Source organism: Enterobacter sp. E20 (assembly GCF_000801755.2).
In the GTDB taxonomy this organism is placed as follows: Bacteria; Pseudomonadota; Gammaproteobacteria; order Enterobacterales; family Enterobacteriaceae; genus Enterobacter; species Enterobacter asburiae_B.
Map to the genome: position 1 here is coordinate 4,292,228 of NZ_CP012999.1, position 17,116 is coordinate 4,309,343.

General features: G+C 54.9%; 17 protein-coding genes. 11 read left to right on the forward strand and 6 right to left on the reverse strand.

Translation table 11 applies throughout. From position 1 onward, the window contains the following. Positions 1-3: 3 nt before the first annotated feature. The 6 genes from rng to csrD all read right to left on the reverse strand — a co-directional run bounded on the left by rng (position 4) and on the right by csrD (position 6,899). The gene (gene rng / locus NI40_RS20010) at positions 4-1,473 is read right to left on the reverse strand and encodes a ribonuclease G (protein WP_010436156.1); all 1,470 of its coding nucleotides are present in this window, start codon (positions 1,471-1,473) and stop codon (positions 4-6) included. Next, a complete protein-coding gene (locus tag NI40_RS20015; RefSeq protein WP_023309398.1) occupies positions 1,463-2,056 on the reverse strand; it encodes a Maf family protein in 594 nt (197 codons plus the stop codon). Before NI40_RS20015 ends, rng begins: the two co-directional genes overlap by 11 nt. A gap of 9 nt (positions 2,057-2,065) precedes the next feature. Continuing rightward, the gene (gene mreD, locus NI40_RS20020; RefSeq protein WP_023309399.1) at positions 2,066-2,554 is read right to left on the reverse strand and encodes a rod shape-determining protein MreD; all 489 of its coding nucleotides are present in this window, start codon (positions 2,552-2,554) and stop codon (positions 2,066-2,068) included. After that, positions 2,554-3,570, reverse strand: a complete 1,017-nt coding sequence (mreC, locus tag NI40_RS20025; protein ID WP_023309400.1) for a rod shape-determining protein MreC — start codon at positions 3,568-3,570, stop codon at positions 2,554-2,556. The genes mreD and mreC overlap by 1 nt, the downstream gene beginning before the upstream one ends. Before the next feature lie 62 nt (positions 3,571-3,632). Continuing rightward, positions 3,633-4,676, reverse strand: coding sequence for a rod shape-determining protein MreB (gene mreB, locus NI40_RS20030; RefSeq protein WP_000913396.1), 1,044 nt, complete (start codon positions 4,674-4,676; stop codon positions 3,633-3,635). A 282-nt stretch (positions 4,677-4,958) separates the two neighbouring features. Then, on the reverse strand, positions 4,959-6,899 hold the full coding sequence (gene csrD / locus NI40_RS20035; protein WP_033146768.1) for an RNase E specificity factor CsrD: 1,941 nt from the start codon (positions 6,897-6,899) through the stop codon (positions 4,959-4,961). 182 nt (positions 6,900-7,081) lie between these two features. On the opposite strand from csrD, the gene acuI reads away from it, so the two are divergent. The 11 genes from acuI (at position 7,082) to dusB (ending at position 17,115) form a co-directional block, all read left to right on the forward strand. After that, entirely contained in the window at positions 7,082-8,056 is a 975-nt protein-coding gene (acuI, locus tag NI40_RS20040) for an acrylyl-CoA reductase (NADPH) (RefSeq protein WP_039260397.1), read from the forward strand. Between the two features lie 77 nt (positions 8,057-8,133). After that, complete coding sequence (msrP, locus tag NI40_RS20045; RefSeq protein ID WP_039260396.1) at positions 8,134-9,135, forward strand: protein-methionine-sulfoxide reductase catalytic subunit MsrP; 1,002 nt, start codon at positions 8,134-8,136, stop codon at positions 9,133-9,135. After that, positions 9,136-9,735: a protein-methionine-sulfoxide reductase heme-binding subunit MsrQ gene (msrQ, locus tag NI40_RS20050; protein ID WP_039260395.1), complete on the forward strand. Its 600-nt coding sequence runs from the start codon at positions 9,136-9,138 to the stop codon at positions 9,733-9,735. A gap of 234 nt (positions 9,736-9,969) precedes the next feature. After that, entirely contained in the window at positions 9,970-10,422 is a 453-nt protein-coding gene (gene aroQ / locus NI40_RS20055) for a type II 3-dehydroquinate dehydratase (protein ID WP_023309405.1), read from the forward strand. Between the two features lie 21 nt (positions 10,423-10,443). Next, positions 10,444-10,905: an acetyl-CoA carboxylase biotin carboxyl carrier protein gene (accB, locus tag NI40_RS20060; protein ID WP_010436174.1), complete on the forward strand. Its 462-nt coding sequence runs from the start codon at positions 10,444-10,446 to the stop codon at positions 10,903-10,905. Positions 10,906-10,915: 10 nt separating this feature from the next. Further along, entirely contained in the window at positions 10,916-12,265 is a 1,350-nt protein-coding gene (gene accC, locus NI40_RS20065) for an acetyl-CoA carboxylase biotin carboxylase subunit (protein WP_023333644.1), read from the forward strand. Between the two features lie 108 nt (positions 12,266-12,373). Continuing rightward, positions 12,374-12,616, forward strand: a complete 243-nt coding sequence (locus NI40_RS20070; protein WP_006178860.1) for a YhdT family protein — start codon at positions 12,374-12,376, stop codon at positions 12,614-12,616. Further along, positions 12,606-14,057, forward strand: coding sequence for a sodium/pantothenate symporter (gene panF, locus NI40_RS20075; RefSeq protein ID WP_039260394.1), 1,452 nt, complete (start codon positions 12,606-12,608; stop codon positions 14,055-14,057). Before NI40_RS20070 ends, panF begins: the two co-directional genes overlap by 11 nt. Before the next feature lie 11 nt (positions 14,058-14,068). Further along, positions 14,069-14,950 carry a 50S ribosomal protein L11 methyltransferase gene (prmA, locus tag NI40_RS20080; RefSeq protein ID WP_039260393.1) on the forward strand — a complete coding sequence of 294 codons (882 nt, stop codon included), beginning with the start codon at positions 14,069-14,071 and terminating at the stop codon, positions 14,948-14,950. A 128-nt stretch (positions 14,951-15,078) separates the two neighbouring features. Beyond that, positions 15,079-15,819 (forward strand): carbonic anhydrase, encoded by a 741-nt coding sequence (locus NI40_RS20085; protein WP_033146772.1) that lies wholly within the window; start codon positions 15,079-15,081, stop codon positions 15,817-15,819. A gap of 330 nt (positions 15,820-16,149) precedes the next feature. Next, positions 16,150-17,115 carry a tRNA dihydrouridine synthase DusB gene (dusB, locus tag NI40_RS20090; RefSeq protein ID WP_023309409.1) on the forward strand — a complete coding sequence of 322 codons (966 nt, stop codon included), beginning with the start codon at positions 16,150-16,152 and terminating at the stop codon, positions 17,113-17,115. The last annotated feature ends 1 nt before the right edge of the window (position 17,116 follow it).

A 17,116-nucleotide genomic window follows, 5' to 3' on the forward strand; every position in this document is an offset into this window, starting at 1 on the left:
GTCTTACATCATCACGACGTCAAACTGCTCCTGGTTATAGAGCGGTTCAATTTGTACTTTTACCTGTTTGCCGACAAAGATTTCCACTTCCGCCAGCGCGTGTGACTCTTCGCCTTTCAGCGCTTCAGCCACCGCAGGGGAAGCATAGACCAGAAAACGATCGGAGTCGTAGGCATGATGAACACGGACGATTTCGCGCATAATTTCATAGCAGACGGTCTCAACCGTCTTTACCGTTCCGCGCCCATGGCAGGTTGGGCATTCATTACACAGCACATGCTCAACGCTCTCGCGGGTACGCTTACGCGTCATTTCCACCAGCCCCAGCTGCGAGAAGCCGTTGATACTGGTTTTCACGCGGTCTTTGCTCAGCGCCTGCTCAAGCGAGTGCAGCACGCGGCGACGATGGTCTTCATTACTCATATCGATGAAGTCGATGATGATAATGCCGCCCAGATTGCGCAGACGAAGCTGGCGCGCAATCGCCTGCGTGGCTTCGATGTTGGTGTTGAAGATGGTGTCATCGAGGTTACGATGGCCGACGAACGCGCCAGTGTTGATATCGACGGTGGTCATCGCTTCGGTCTGATCGATGATCAGATAGCCGCCTGACTTCAGCTCAACCTTACGCTCCAGCGCGCGCTGGATCTCGTTTTCGACATCATAGAGATCGAAGATCGGCTGACGCCCTGAATAGTGCTCCAGCAGGCCGGGCATCTCCGGGATATATTCGGCGGTAAACTCCAGCAGGGCTTCATAGGTCAGGCGCGAGTCCACGCGAATGCGGTCGAGCTGGGCATCAGCAAAGTCGCGCAGAACGCGCTGAGCAAGGGCCAGCTCACCGTAAAGCTGGTAGCGGGTCTGGTTGCGTTTTTTACGCTCCATCACCTTGGTCCAGACGCGCTTCAGGTAAGCCGCATCCGACGCCAGGTCTTCTTCGCTGATCCCTTCCGCAGCGGTACGGATGATAAACCCGCCCTGTTCATCGCAGTAGGCGCTAACCACTTTCTTCAGACGCTCGCGCTCGGTTTCGCTCTCAATACGCTGCGAAACGCCCACGTGCGACGCGCCGGGCATAAAGACCAGATAGCGGGAAGGTAAGGTGATGTCGGTGGTCAGACGGGCGCCTTTGGTACCGAGGGGGTCTTTCACCACCTGCACCATCAGATCCTGTCCCTGACGCACCAGTTCAGAAATATCGCGCACGGCAAACTGCTTTTGCTCTTCGCCCGCGACGCACTCGGTGTGCGGCATGATATCGGAGGCATGTAAAAACGCCGCCTTATCCAGTCCAATATCTACAAAAGCCGCCTGCATACCCGGTAGCACACGACTGACACGACCTTTGTAGATATTGCCTACTATTCCGCGCCGCGCTTCACGCTCAATATGAATTTCCTGAAGAATGCCACCATCAATATAGGCCACACGGGTTTCCGATGGCGTTACGTTTACCAACAATTCAGCCGTCATAATTATCCCTTCCCTCACGCAGTGAGTTAAAATTGCTCAGCAACTCATACGTTTCCACCAGCGGTAAGCCGACTACGGCGTGATAGCTGCCATTAATCTTCCTGACAAAACAGCCACCCAGCCCCTGAATACCGTATGCACCTGCTTTATCCATTGGTTCACCGCTGGCAATATAAGCGGCGATGTCGTCGTCGGTAAGTACTCTGAACGTCACTTCGGTCACCACCAGGCAATCCAGCACGTGCTGGCGGTCAGCCAGGGCGACGGCCGTCATCACCTGATGCGTTTGTCCGGACATTTTGTGCAGCATGCGCGCCGCATGATCGGCGTCGCGCGGTTTCTCAAGCACTTCACCGTTCAGAATAACGATGGTATCTGCTCCCAGCACGGGAAGATCGCGTGGCACACTGGCCACGCCCGCCTGCGCTTTCTCGCGCGCCAGGCGAGACACGTACTGTTGAGCGCTTTCGCCCTCAGCACGTTTTTCTTCAATGCCGGTAACGATGCGTTCAAAAGAGACGCCTAGCTGCGTCAGGAGTTCCTGACGGCGCGGGGAGCCGGAAGCGAGATACAAAGACGTCATAGAAACCTTTTATTGCACAGCAAACTGCTGGCGAACCTTACGCATCAGCAGGAATAACCAAGGCCAGAGCACACCGTTTACTACACTACTCCAGAACACTTCCGGTCGGAAAGAGACGTTGATCACTAAAAACTCTGCCCAGAAAACAACGATATCCGCAGCGAGCGACAATAGCATCACTACCAGGGCCTGTTGCCAGAGCGCAAGGTTACGAAAGAGCTGGAATTTGAGTGCGACGAGGTACGCAATAATGCTCATGGACAAGGCGCGCACGCCAAGCGTAGAGCCGCTAATGAGATCCAGTATGGCACCCATCACGAAACCTGTGCCGACATTTACGCGATGCGGCAGGGCAAGGATCCAGTAGAGTAAAATGAGTAATACCCAGTTTGGCCGGAAAACGAGAATATCATCCGGCCAGGGCATCACTTGCAGTAACAGTGCAATGAGAAACGAGAGCCAGATGACCCAGCGTCCCTGGCTACGATAGCTTGCCACTACTGCCCTCCCGAAGAGAGTTTAGGCGGTGGCGGCGCATCCGGCAGCGGCTGCGTTAACCCGGTTGCCGGCGCCGGTACTGGCGCAGGCGGCCCCATGGAATCCGCAGGCGGGAGAACCTGCGGCATCATCTGCATCAGGCGCTCGTTCGCCACGCGATGCACCTCTTCAGGCGTCATCGGATTAGCACCGTTACGATCGGCGCCCCACAGCAGCAGCAGATAGCGCAGACGCTGCAAACCGGCGGTTGGACGGGCCTGAATCACGGTATAGGCACGTTGGGTATCCAGCTTGACCGAAGAGACCACCGCAACCGGATAGCCTTCAGGGAAGCGTCCACCCAGGCCGGACGTCACCAGCACGTCGCCCACGCGGATATCCGTGTTAGCCGGCAGGTGTTCCAGCTGCAGGTCGTCCGTACAGCCGTTACCGGCCGCAATCACGCGGATGTCGTTGCGCAGAACCTGGATCGGCAGCGCATGCGTGGCATCGCAAATCAGCAGCACGCGGCTGGTCAGTTTAGCCACGGCAACAACCTGGCCCACAACGCCTTTATCGCTGATAACAGGCTGACCTTCATACACCCCGTTCACGCTCCCTTTGTCGATCACAACCTGATCGCTGTAGGGGTCGTTCACGGTGGAGATCACCTGCGTGACCATTTTCTGCTCATCCTGACGCAGCGGCGAGCCGAGCAGTTCACGCAGACGCGCGTTTTCCTGCTTGTATTGCCCCAGCATCAGCAGTTCGCTGTTTTTCAGCAGCAGTTCCTGACGTAATGCCCGGTTTTCGAGTTCGAGCTGGTCGCGCGAAGACAGCGTTTGAGAAACGGAGTCGAGCAGTTCACGGGGACCATTTGAAACAAAGTAGAAAGGACTGACGGCGGTATCCATGTACGTTCTGATCTGGCTGAACGTACCGAGGCGGCTATCGGCAATAATGACCCCAAGCGCAACCAGAACCGCCAGAATGAGGCGAAACTGTAGCGATGGGCCACGGCTAAAAATTGGCTTCATAGGCTATGCGTATTCTCGCGTCAGAGAGAAAGGGTAGCAAATTGCTACCCTCTCAAACTCGACTACTCTTCGCTGAACAAATCGCCGCCGTGCATGTCGATCATTTCCAGCGCCTTGCCACCACCACGGGCGACGCAAGTCAGTGGATCTTCTGCAACTACGACAGGAATACCTGTCTCTTCCATTAACAGGCGGTCGAGGTTACGCAGCAGCGCACCACCACCGGTCAGAACCATACCGCGCTCGGAGATATCGGACGCCAGCTCTGGTGGGCACTGTTCCAGCGCAACCATTACCGCGCTCACGATGCCCGTCAGTGGTTCCTGCAGAGCTTCCAGAATTTCGTTGGAGTTCAGGGTGAAACCGCGTGGAACACCTTCAGCCAGGTTACGGCCACGCACTTCGATCTCACGCACTTCATCGCCCGGATACGCAGAGCCGATTTCGTGTTTGATACGCTCTGCGGTGGCTTCACCGATCAGAGAGCCGTAGTTACGGCGCACATAATTAATGATGGCTTCATCGAAGCGGTCACCGCCGATACGTACGGAAGAGGAGTACACCACGCCGTTCAGAGAGATAACGGCCACTTCCGTGGTACCACCACCGATATCCACCACCATAGAACCGGTAGCTTCGGAAACAGGCAGACCAGCACCGATGGCTGCAGCCATAGGCTCTTCAATCAGGAACACTTCGCGTGCACCTGCACCCTGGGCAGATTCACGGATTGCGCGACGCTCTACCTGGGTTGCACCAACCGGCACACACACCAGAACACGCGGGCTTGGACGCATGAAGCTGTTGCTGTGAACCTGCTTGATGAAGTGCTGAAGCATTTTTTCAGTCACGAAGAAGTCGGCGATAACGCCGTCTTTCATTGGGCGAATGGCGGCGATGTTGCCAGGGGTACGACCCAGCATCTGCTTCGCGTCATGACCCACTGCAGCCACGCTTTTCGGCGAGCCTGCACGATCCTGACGAATGGCCACAACGGAAGGCTCATTCAATACGATGCCTTGTCCTTTTACATAAATAAGGGTATTCGCGGTACCCAGGTCAATGGACAGGTCATTGGAAAACATGCCACGAAATTTTTTCAACATACTAAGGGATAATCCTGAAAGCTGGGGCGGAAAACAAAATCCGCTTACTTTACCAACCACACGCAGCAGCGACAAGGCGCAAAAATCATCTGCAACGGTGAAAATTTGTGCAGTACGTTTCCTGATGTTACAAAATCATCCCCTGATTCCCTCAGGGCTGAGTAAACAGTAGCGTTCCCCACTGACGTTTGTAACCCGTTACAGGTCGTTCACTGGCTTTTTGCTCGACATACTCAAAGCTACAGGCGCGATATTCTACGTGAAAACAGCGTAAACGGCAGGTCAAACAGAGTATCTTTGCAAATATTTTTTCACGTTGGTGTCAAGCGGTTGAGAGGCAGCAAAAAAATCCCCCTGACCGCCCATCACGCCGCGCGCTGTTAACATCTGCCATTCGCTTCTGGAGCGCACGCCCGTGGCGAATACTTGTGTTCGCGTACCCTTGCACGCTTCTACCAGACTCTGTACCAGCAGCTGGTTTTCCGTACGCTTCTCAATATTCCTTACCAGCCCCGGATGTAGCTTTAATAACTCCACATCCAGTTCCTTGATCCAGCTGGTGCTGACCAGCGTTAAACCTGCCTGCGTCACAGCGATACGTGCACCGAGCGCATTGATCAAACGTACCACCGGACGTAACCGGCTGATGTGTTGACCTACATCGGCCTCAGCAAGTTCAAAAATAATGTGTTTACGTTGCGATTTTTCGCATTGCATTAGCGTATCACGTAGCCAGCGCTGAAAACGTGGGCGTATTAACGACTCCACGGTGACCTGTAACGCCAGGTTTTCTTCAGGCCAGAAGGATAAAAACGGAATCAGCCGGGTAATTTGCTGGCGGTCATACTCTTCGGACAGGCCAAATTGCAGCACCATCGGCAGATATTCCGCAGAGATGACCTCTTCGGTACCGTCAAAAATACGACACATCAGTTCACGGTGATGAACGTTGCCGTTTTTCATGACCGCGGGTTTTTGATAAATACGTGGCCCGCCGCGGCTGAGCATTTGCTCAATCAGCGTGCGCCAGCGCACGTTGCCGCGCCCTTTTTCCGGCAGCGAGTCATCATAAACCGCCCATCCGTTGGCTCCCTGCAACACGGCGTTGCGGGTAGCGGCTTCCGCGTGCTCCATCACCTGTTCAGTCGATTGTCCACCACGCCAGGCGCAGATCCCCATGTGGACCATATCGTCCCTGTCGAGCATTTTGCTCTGCGGCAGCGCATCTACCGCCTTCAGCAGCTGACTGGCGATGCTTTCGGATTCCTTCAGCGTACGATGAGGCAACAGCACGGCAAAGTCGCTGCGGTGATAGCGGGCCAGCAGCGCGCCCGGGTAGCGCATAATAAAGGTGGAGAGCAGGTTGATCAGCGTAAAGAGGTTTTCTTCCGCGGCACGCTGTCCCCAGGTGTCGCGCAGGAGATCGAAATCGGGCAGGCGAATCATCATCACCACCCCGTGTGTCCCCACTTTTTCTGAATCGTCGAGCAGCGTGGCGAGCTGATTATCAAAGAAAAGACGGTTGTTAAGGCCAGTTTTATTATCCTGCGCCGCATAAGAGCGGATCAGCGTATCCATACGGCTGCGCTGGTCGCTGGCAAACTGGATTTCGGAGAGCAGGGTATCGAGCGCGCTGCTGGCCCGTGACGGCCACTCGTGGACAGAGCCACGCACCTGCGGGCCGCGTTCACCGTTCAGGATCCGCACGGAGCGCATCTCCAGCAGCTCCTGACCGGAAAGCTGGCGGCGCAGCCAGCGGACCGCGAGAAAGATCAGCAGGACGATAAACGCAACGGCGACGGTGAGCGGCGCGGTGGTCATCATGGAACGGAAATAGCTGGCCATCGGATCGAGGTAGACCATGTGTATGGTCATCCCCGGATTTTTAAGGGAATGCACCGTCACTTCCCGATACTGGCTTACCACGCCCGCGGGGCGATAGCTTCCCGGTCGTTCATGGCTTAAAACACGATGCTTTCCCTGCAGAATGTCGATCTGAACGATATCAACAGGTACCATCAACTCATCAAGCTCACGGGAGAGCGCCGGTAGGGGCGTCGTCAGCAGACGCGTATCAATCACCGAGGCAACAGACTGTACCCGGTTGACCAGCTTGTCCTGAATGGCGGTGTAAAAACTCAGGGAACAGCCCAGAAGCGTGACAAAAATGGTAAGCCCCGTCAGCAAGGTGATAAAAGCTGAGAACTTCGTCGTTAATCGCATCCTTGAGATTACTCCGTGGGTTGATGGGGTAGCGAGTAAGCGCTAACTTGCATTTCAAATGCGGCATACTACCAAATCGGGCGTATCTGGCAATTTATTGCGTTAAATCGGCACTGCGTTTCCCTGAGCGAGTATAGTCTTCAGAAATTATTTTCCAATCATCTGAGTCGTGAGGACCCCGTATGCAGGCTTTGATCTTAGAACAGCAGGACGGCAAAACGCTTGCCTCAGTGCAGGCGGTTGAAGAGAGTCGCCTGCCGGAAGGCGACGTAACCGTCGACATCGACTGGTCCAGTTTAAATTATAAAGATGCGCTGGCTATTACCGGTAAGGGTAAAATCATCCGAAATTTCCCTATGGTGCCGGGGATCGATTTCGCTGGGCGGGTTCATACCAGCGAGGATCCGCGCTTCCATCCGGGCCAGCATGTGCTGCTCACCGGCTGGGGCGTGGGTGAAAATCACTGGGGCGGGCTGGCAACGCAGGCGCGCGTGAAAGGCGACTGGCTGGTGCCTGTGCCGAAAGGCATGGATGGCCGCAAGGCGATGATCGTCGGCACGGCAGGCTTTACCGCCATGCTGTGCGTGATGGCGCTGGAAGATGCAGGTATCCGCCCTGAGTCAGGGGAAATTGTCGTCACCGGCGCCAGCGGAGGCGTGGGCAGCACGGCAGTCACGCTGCTCCACAAGCTGGGCTATCAAGTCGCTGCGGTTTCCGGCCGAGAAAGTACCCATGACTATCTGCGCCAGCTCGGCGCCAGCCGCATTCTCAGCCGCGACGAATTTGCCGAAACCCGTCCGCTGGAAAAACAGGTTTGGGCAGGGGCGGTGGATACCGTCGGTGATAAGGTGCTGGCAAAAGTCCTGGCGCAGATGAACTACGGCGGCTGCGTGGCAGCCTGCGGTCTGGCGGGCGGATTTGCCCTGCCAACCACCGTGATGCCATTTATTCTGCGTAACGTACGCCTGCAGGGTGTGGATTCCGTGATGACCCCGCCGGCCCGTCGTCATCAAGCCTGGGAACGACTGGTGCGCGATCTGCCGGAATCTTTCTATACCCAGAGCGCAACGGAGATAACCCTCAGCCAGGCGCCGGAATACGCCAGTAAGATCATGGACAACCAGTTCCACGGTCGCGCGCTGGTGAAAATCGCCTAATCTTCAAATTTTCGTGACATATTCGCGCGAATCCCTCTCCTCCGTCATGCTTAGAAAAACGCATGACGGAGGATGCCATGAAAAACCGAAAACTGACGGAAGCCGACGTAACGTCCGAGTCTGTCTTTATGTTACAGCGCCGCCAGATCCTGAAAATGCTTGGCATCAGCGCCACTGCCCTGACGCTCTCTCCCGCGGCACACGCCGACCTGCTCGACTGGTTTAAAGGCAACGATCGGCCAAAGGCCCCATCCGGCGCCCCGCTCACCTTTACCAAACCGCCCGAATGGCAAAACAAGCTGACGCTCACGCCGGAAGATAAAGTTACCGGCTACAACAACTTCTACGAATTTGGTCTCGATAAGGCCGATCCTGCCGCCAACGCGGGGAGCCTCAAAACCGATCCGTGGACGCTGAAAATTGATGGCGAAGTGGCGAAACCCCTGACGCTGGATCACCACGATCTTACTACCCGTTTCCCGCTCGAAGAGCGCATCTATCGCATGCGCTGCGTGGAGGCCTGGTCGATGGTGGTGCCCTGGGTCGGCTTCCCGCTGCATAAACTGCTGGCGATGGTTGAGCCCACCAGCAATGCAAAATATGTCGCTTTCCAGACGCGCTATGCGCCGGACGAGATGCCCGGGCAGAAAGATCGGTTCATCGGCGGCGGGCTTGAGTATCCGTATGTGGAAGGGTTACGTCTCGACGAAGCTATGCACCCCCTCACCCTGCTGACCGTTGGCGTTTATGGCAAAGCGCTTCCGCCGCAGAACGGCGCCCCCATCCGTTTAACCGTACCGTGGAAATATGGCTTCAAAGGGATTAAATCTATCGTCAGCATTAAGCTTACCCGCGAACGTCCGCCAACCACCTGGAATCTGGCGGCCCCGGACGAATACGGTTTCTTCGCCAACGTGAACCCGCACGTGGATCATCCGCGCTGGTCGCAGGCAACCGAGCGGTTTATCGGTTCCGGCGGTGCGCTGGACGTAAAGCGCCAGCCGACGCTGCTGTTTAACGGCTATGCGGATGAAGTGGCCTCGCTTTACCGTGGTCTCAACTTACGGGAGAACTTCTGAGTGCGTTTAACGGCAAAACAGATTATCTGGCTGAAAGTGCTGCTGCACCTGGCCGGGCTGCTTCCTTTTATATGGCTGTTCTGGGCCGCCAGCCAGGGGCTCTTTAGCGCAGATCCTGCAAAGGATATCCAGCATTTTACCGGTCGGATGGCTCTGAAATTTTTGCTGGCCACCTTGCTCGTCTCGCCGCTGGCGCGCTACGCTAAACAGCCCTTATTGATACGCACCCGTCGGCTGTTAGGGCTATGGTGTTTTGCCTGGGCGACGCTGCACCTCACCAGCTACGCCCTGCTGGAACTGGGAATTAACAATCTGGCGCTGCTTGGCCGCGAACTGGTGACACGTCCTTATCTGACGCTGGGTATCGTGAGCTGGGTGGTTTTACTGGCGTTAGCGCTGACATCCACGCAATATGCGCAGCGAAAACTGGGCAGGCGCTGGCAGCTGCTGCACAACTTCGTCTATCTTGTCGCGATCCTCGTCCCCATTCATTACCTGTGGTCGGTGAAGATCCTCTCGCCGCAGCCAATCCTGTATGCACTGGCGGCCGTGGCGCTTTTAGCATGGCGTTACAAGAAGTTCCGCCAGTGGTTGCGATAGTTCGCGAAACTGTGCGTTTTCCCGCAGATTACCCGTCAACCGCAAATCTTTTTCGGATAGCGGTTGATAATCTTCCCTGATAAGACCAGTATTTAGCTGCTAAATGCTACGAAATCGTTATAATGTGCGACCTTGGTTCGCCTGACAGCGGTTTTAAGCCTCTGAAAAGGTGACATTTGCGTTTCGAAGGTATATTTTGTTTTTTACCCGAAAATCGCAGGAGATAGCGGCATTATGACTGATAAGTTCCATATCTTAGTTTTGAACGGACCGAACCTGAACATGCTCGGCACCCGTGAGCCAGAGAAGTACGGCACGCTAACATTGAGTGAAATTGTTAACCGTCTGGGAACGGAAGCAGCGTCACTGAATGTGGATTTGGATCATTTTCAGTCGAATGCGGAGTACGCACTCATCGACCGTATTCATCAGGCTAAAGACAATGTGGACTATATCCTGATCAATCCGGCCGCGTTTACGCACACCAGTGTTGCTATCCGCGACGCACTGCTTGCGGTGAGTATCCCGTTTATCGAGATCCACCTGAGTAATGTGCACGCCCGAGAGCCGTTCCGTCACCATTCGTATCTGTCGGATATCGCTGCTGGCGTTATCTGTGGACTGGGCGCAGACGGCTATTCATACGCTTTACAGACAGCGGTAAAACGCTTGTCACAATCACACTAAACAAGAGTACGGAACCCACTCATGGATATTCGTAAGATTAAAAAACTGATCGAGCTGGTTGAAGAATCAGGCATCTCCGAACTGGAAATTTCTGAAGGCGAAGAGTCTGTACGCATCAGCCGTGCAGCCCCAGCCGCTAGCTTCCCGGTAATGCAGCAAGCTTATGCTGCGCCAGTGCAGCAGCCTGCGCTCTCCGCAGCCGTTGCGCCAGCAGCTGAAGCCGCACCTGCCGCTGCAGCAGAAATCAGTGGTCACATCGTACGTTCCCCAATGGTTGGTACTTTCTACCGCACCCCGAGCCCGGACGCGAAGGCGTTCATCGAAGTGGGTCAGAAAGTCAACGTAGGCGATACCCTGTGCATCGTTGAAGCGATGAAAATGATGAACCAGATCGAAGCAGACAAATCAGGTACTGTTAAAGCGATTCTGGTCGAAAGTGGTCAGCCGGTTGAATTTGACGAGCCGCTGGTCGTCATCGAGTAACGAGGCGTACATGCTGGATAAAATTGTTATCGCCAACCGCGGCGAGATCGCACTGCGTATTCTTCGTGCCTGTAAAGAACTGGGCATCAAGACCGTCGCTGTGCACTCAAGCGCGGATCGCGATTTAAAACACGTATTGCTGGCGGATGAGACGGTCTGTATTGGCCCGGCTCCGTCCGTAAAAAGCTATCTGAACATCCCGGCTATCATCAGCGCCGCTGAAATCACCGGCGCGGTGGCAATTCATCCGGGTTACGGCTTCCTCTCTGAGAACGCCAACTTTGCTGAGCAGGTTGAACGCTCTGGCTTCATCTTCATCGGCCCGAAAGCCGACACCATCCGCCTGATGGGCGACAAAGTGTCTGCAATCACCGCGATGAAAAAAGCCGGTGTTCCAACCGTACCAGGCTCTGACGGCCCTCTGACCGACGACATGGATGCTAACCGTGCTCATGCTAAACGCATTGGCTACCCGGTTATCATCAAGGCGTCCGGCGGCGGCGGCGGTCGTGGTATGCGCGTTGTGCGTAGCGATGCTGAACTGGCGCAGTCCATCTCCATGACCAAAGCAGAAGCGAAAGCCGCTTTCAGCAATGACATGGTGTACATGGAAAAATACCTGGAAAACCCACGCCACATCGAAATTCAGGTGCTGGCTGACGGTCAGGGTAACGCGATCTATCTGGCAGAACGTGACTGCTCCATGCAGCGTCGTCACCAGAAAGTGGTCGAAGAAGCACCAGCACCGGGCATTACCCCGGAACTGCGTCGCTACATCGGCGAGCGTTGCTCCAAAGCGTGTGTCGATATCGGCTATCGCGGTGCAGGTACCTTTGAGTTCCTGTTCGAAAACGGCGAGTTCTATTTCATCGAAATGAACACCCGTATTCAGGTTGAACACCCGGTTACCGAAATGATCACCGGCGTTGACCTGATCAAAGAACAGCTGCGTATCGCTGCAGGCCAGCCGCTGTCCATCAAGCAGGAAGAAGTTGTGGTGAAAGGCCATGCGGTAGAGTGCCGTATCAACGCCGAAGACCCGAACACCTTCCTGCCAAGCCCGGGTAAAATCACGCGTTTCCACGCGCCGGGTGGCTTTGGTGTGCGCTGGGAGTCTCATATCTACGCCGGTTACACCGTACCGCCGTACTATGACTCAATGATCGGCAAGCTTATCTGCTACGGCGAAAACCGTGACGTGGCGATTGCCCGCATGAAAAACGCCCTGCAGGAGCTGATCATCGACGGTATCAAAACCAACGTTGATCTGCAGATGCGTATCATGAGCGACGAGCACTTCCAGAATGGTGGAACCAACATCCACTATCTGGAGAAAAAACTCGGTCTGAACGAGAAGTAAGAGACCTGTGTTGCTAAAAGGCCGGATTATCCGGCCTTTTTTATTTCTGGGGATCGCCAGGCCCCATCATGTACAATCCCCGCTTTCTTCATCCACAAGGGACAAAAAATGGACAAACGTTTTGTTCAGGCCCATAAAGAAGCGCGCTGGGCGCTGTGGCTGACCCTTCTCTATCTCGCAGCATGGTTAGTAACTGCTTACTTACCTGACTCCGCTATTGGCATCACCGGCCTGCCGCACTGGTTCGAAATGGCGTGTCTGCTGGTACCGCTGGTTTTCATCCTGCTGTGCTGGGCAATGGTGAAATTCATCTATCGCGATATTCCGCTGGAGGACGATGATGCAGCTTGAAGTCATTCTGCCGCTTATCGCTTACTTGTTAGTGGTGTTTGGTTTATCCGTTTACGCCATGCGTAAAAGAACGACGGGCACCTTCCTGAACGAGTATTTTCTGGGCAGCCGCTCGATGGGCGGCGTCGTGCTGGCCATGACGCTGACCGCGACCTATATCAGCGCCAGTTCGTTTATCGGCGGACCCGGTGCGGCCTATAAATACGGGTTAGGCTGGGTGCTGCTGGCGATGATCCAGCTTCCTGCCGTCTGGCTCTCGCTGGGCATACTGGGTAAAAAATTTGCCATTCTGGCGCGCCGTTATAATGCCGTGACGCTCAACGATATGCTGTTTGCCCGCTATCAGAGCCGTTTACTGGTGTGGCTGGCCAGCTTAAGCCTGCTGGTGGCCTTTATTGGCGCAATGACGGTACAGTTTATCGGCGGGGCACGCCTGCTGGAAACGGCGGCGGGTATTCCCTACGAGACAGGCTTGATCATCTTCGGAGTCAGCATTGCGCTGTATACCGCGTTTGGCGGATTCCGCGCCAGCGTGCTGAACGATACGATGCAGGGCATGGTTATGCTTATCGGCACTATCGTTTTGCTGGTCGGCATCGTCCACGCCGCGGGCGGCCTGAGCCATGCGGTTGAAACGCTCGAGGCGATCGATCCAAAACTGGTTTCGCCGCAGGGCGCGGATGACATCCTTTCGCCAACCTTTATGACCTCGTTCTGGGTGTTGGTGTGCTTTGGGGTGATTGGCCTGCCGCATACCGCCGTGCGCTGTATCTCTTACAAAGACAGCAAAGCCGTGCACAGAGGTATCATTATCGGCACTATCGTTGTCGCAATCCTGATGTTTGGTATGCACCTGGCGGGCGCGTTAGGTCGGGCAGTTATTCCTGACCTTACCGTACCCGATCTGGTTATCCCAACCCTGATGGTTAAAGTGCTGCCGCCATTTGCCGCCGGGATCTTCCTCGCCGCACCGATGGCCGCCATTATGTCGACCATCAACGCTCAGCTGCTGCAAAGTTCCGCTACGATCATAAAAGATCTCTATCTGAACCTGCGTCCTGAGCAGGCAGAGAATGAACGGCGCCTGAAGCGCATGTCGGCCGTTATTACTTTGGTGTTAGGGGCATTGCTGCTGTTAGCCGCGTGGCGCCCGCCAGAGATGATCATCTGGCTGAACCTGCTGGCATTTGGTGGGCTTGAAGCGGTATTCCTGTGGCCGCTGGTGTTAGGGCTCTACTGGGAGCGCGCGAATGCCGCCGGTGCGCTGAGCGCGATGATTGTAGGCGGCGTGCTTTACGCCGTCCTCGCAACGTTTAAGATTCAGTACCTGGGCTTCCATCCAATTGTGCCTTCGTTACTGCTAAGTTTACTGGCGTTTGTGGTGGGGAACCGTTTCGGTCAGCCCGTCCCACAACCCGCTATGATTTCTACTGATAAATAAAGAGTTTTGCCATGCCGTGGATCCAACTAAAACTGAACACAACCGGCGCGAACGCCGAAGAGCTGAGCGATGCGCTGATGGAGGCCGGTTCGGTCTCTATCACCTTCCAGGACACGCATGACACGCCGGTCTTTGAGCCGCTGCCGGGCGAAACCCGCCTGTGGGGTGATACCGACGTTATTGGCCTGTTTGATGCCGAAACCGATATGAAAGAGGTTGTCGCGATTCTGGAGAATCATCCTCTGCTGGGCGCGGGTTTCGTGCATAAAATCGAACAGCTGGAAGACAAAGACTGGGAACGCGAGTGGATGGATAACTTCCACCCGATGCAGTTCGGCAAACGTCTGTGGATCTGCCCGAGCTGGCGCGATGTCCCTGATGAAAGCGCAGTGAACGTGATGCTCGACCCGGGTCTGGCGTTTGGTACCGGTACTCACCCAACCACGTCTCTGTGCCTGCAGTGGCTGGATGGTCTGGATCTGGACGGTAAGACAGTGATCGACTTCGGCTGTGGATCCGGGATCCTCGCGATTGCGGCCCTGAAGCTGGGCGCGGCAAAAGCCATCGGGATCGATATCGATCCGCAGGCGATTCAGGCCAGCCGCGATAATGCCGAGCGTAACGGCGTCTCCGATCGTCTGGAGCTGTATCTGCCGGATGCTCAGCCAGAAGCCATGAAAGCCGATGTGGTGGTCGCAAACATTCTGGCGGGCCCACTGCGCGAACTGGCTCCGTTAATCAGCGTGCTGCCCGTTGAGGGCGGTCTGCTGGGGCTTTCCGGTATCCTGGCAAGCCAGGCCGACAGCGTGTGTGAAGCCTACGCCGATCTCTTTGCCCTCGACCCGGTGGTGGAAAAAGAAGAGTGGTGCCGCATCACCGGGCGTAAAAAATAAGAATCTGGCGTGGTCATCTGACCACGCCTCTCACCCTCTGATAATCCTCTCTCCCCCGTTCATTCTTCGGTAAAATAACCCTACAAATCATGTTGATTTGTATTACAAAAATTCACCGGAAGAATATGATGACACACGTTACAGGCAAGGCAGCGCTGCTGGCGCTGAGCATGATTTCGGCTTCAGCATTTGCATCACACTGGAGCTATGAAGGGGAAGGTTCACCGCAACACTGGGGCGAGATGGACGAGGCATACAAGACCTGTCAAAGCGGTATGAACCAGTCTCCTGTTAATATTGATTCGACCACTAACGCCCATCTCTCCCCGCTACAAACCCACTACGTTGATGGCCCTGTTACACTGACGAACAATGGCCATACCATTCAGGCAGGTGAACAGGCGAACACCCGCGATACCCTTACTCTCGATAAGCAAACCTGGACGTTACAGCAGTTCCATTTCCACGCGCCGAGCGAAAACACCGTACATGGCAAGAGGTACGCGATGGAAATGCATCTGGTTCATAAAAATGCCAGTGGGGAACTGACGGTGGTGGCGGTCATGTTTGATAAAGGGGCCGCAAACCCGGAGCTTGAAAAACTGTGGCGCGTTATGCCTCAGCAGGCCGAGCAGAACGTCTCCATCAAACAGGATCTCAACCTGAACAAACTGCTGCCAAAAAATAAAACGTACTGGCGCTTTAGCGGTTCACTGACCACTCCACCGTGTTCAGAAGGCGTTACCTGGATTGTACTTAAACAGCCCCTGACGGTTTCTGCAGAACAACTTGCCAGATTCACCCGGACAATGCATCACGATAATAACCGTCCGGTACAGTCGCTGCATGGGCGCGTCGTGGTCGAATAACACGCATTTTTCGCATGACGATCATGTTCTAAAATGCGACGCAGATCGCAAAGAAGAAGGGAAATCTGCTGTTAAAAACAGCAGATTATCCCGCTTCAGCGACGCATTTATTCAGAAATGATGAGAAGTTACGGGAAATTGTAAGCGCCCATAAAATAACCATTATCATATAACTTAATGATTTAAATAATGAATAATTTTTAACGGGAAGATTGGGCGGCGATTCCTTGATCTACAACAGTGGATTGTTCAAAGTTTGGCCTTTCATCTCGTGCAAAAAATGCGTAATATACGCCGCCTTGCAGTCACAGTATGGTCATTTCTTAACTCATGCGCATCGGACACCACCAGCTTAGAAATCGCCTGATCGCAGCCCCAATGGCAGGTATTACAGACCGGCCGTTCAGGACGCTGTGCTATGAGATGGGAGCCGGTTTAACCGTATCCGAGATGATGTCGTCTAACCCGCAGGTTTGGGAAAGCGATAAATCCCGCCTTCGGATGGTGCACGTTGATGAACCAGGTATCCGCACCGTGCAAATTGCCGGAAGCGTGCCTGAAGAGATGGCAGATGCCGCGCGGATTAACGTGGAAAGTGGTGCCCAGATTATTGATATCAATATGGGGTGCCCGGCCAAAAAGGTGAATCGCAAGCTTGCAGGTTCAGCCCTTCTGCAATACCCCGACCAGGTGAAAGCTATCCTGACGGCGGTTGTCAGCGCGGTGGACGTTCCTGTTACGTTGAAGATTCGCACGGGTTGGTCGCCGGAACACCGTAACTGTGTAGAGATTGCCCAACTGGCCGAAGACTGTGGCATTCAGGCCCTGACCATCCATGGACGCACTCGCGCCTGTTTGTTCAACGGTGAAGCTGAATACGACAGCATTCGGGCAGTTAAGCAGAAAGTTTCCATTCCGATTATCGCGAATGGCGACATAACTGACCCGCTTAAAGCCAGGGCTGTACTCGACTATACGGGAGCTGATGCTCTGATGATAGGACGTGCAGCTCAGGGAAGACCCTGGATCTTCCGGGAAATCCAGCATTATCTGGACACTGGGGAGCTGCTTGCCCCGCTGCCTTTGGCAGAGGTTAAGCGCTTGCTTTGTTCGCATGTTCGGGAACTGCATGACCACTACGGTCAGGCAAAAGGGTACCGAATTGCGCGTAAACACGTCTCCTGGTATCTCCAGGAGCACGCTCCAGATGACCAGTTTCGGCGCACATTCAACGCCATAGAGGATGCCAGCGTACAGCTGGAGGCGTTGGAGGCATACTTCGAAAATCTTGCGTAAT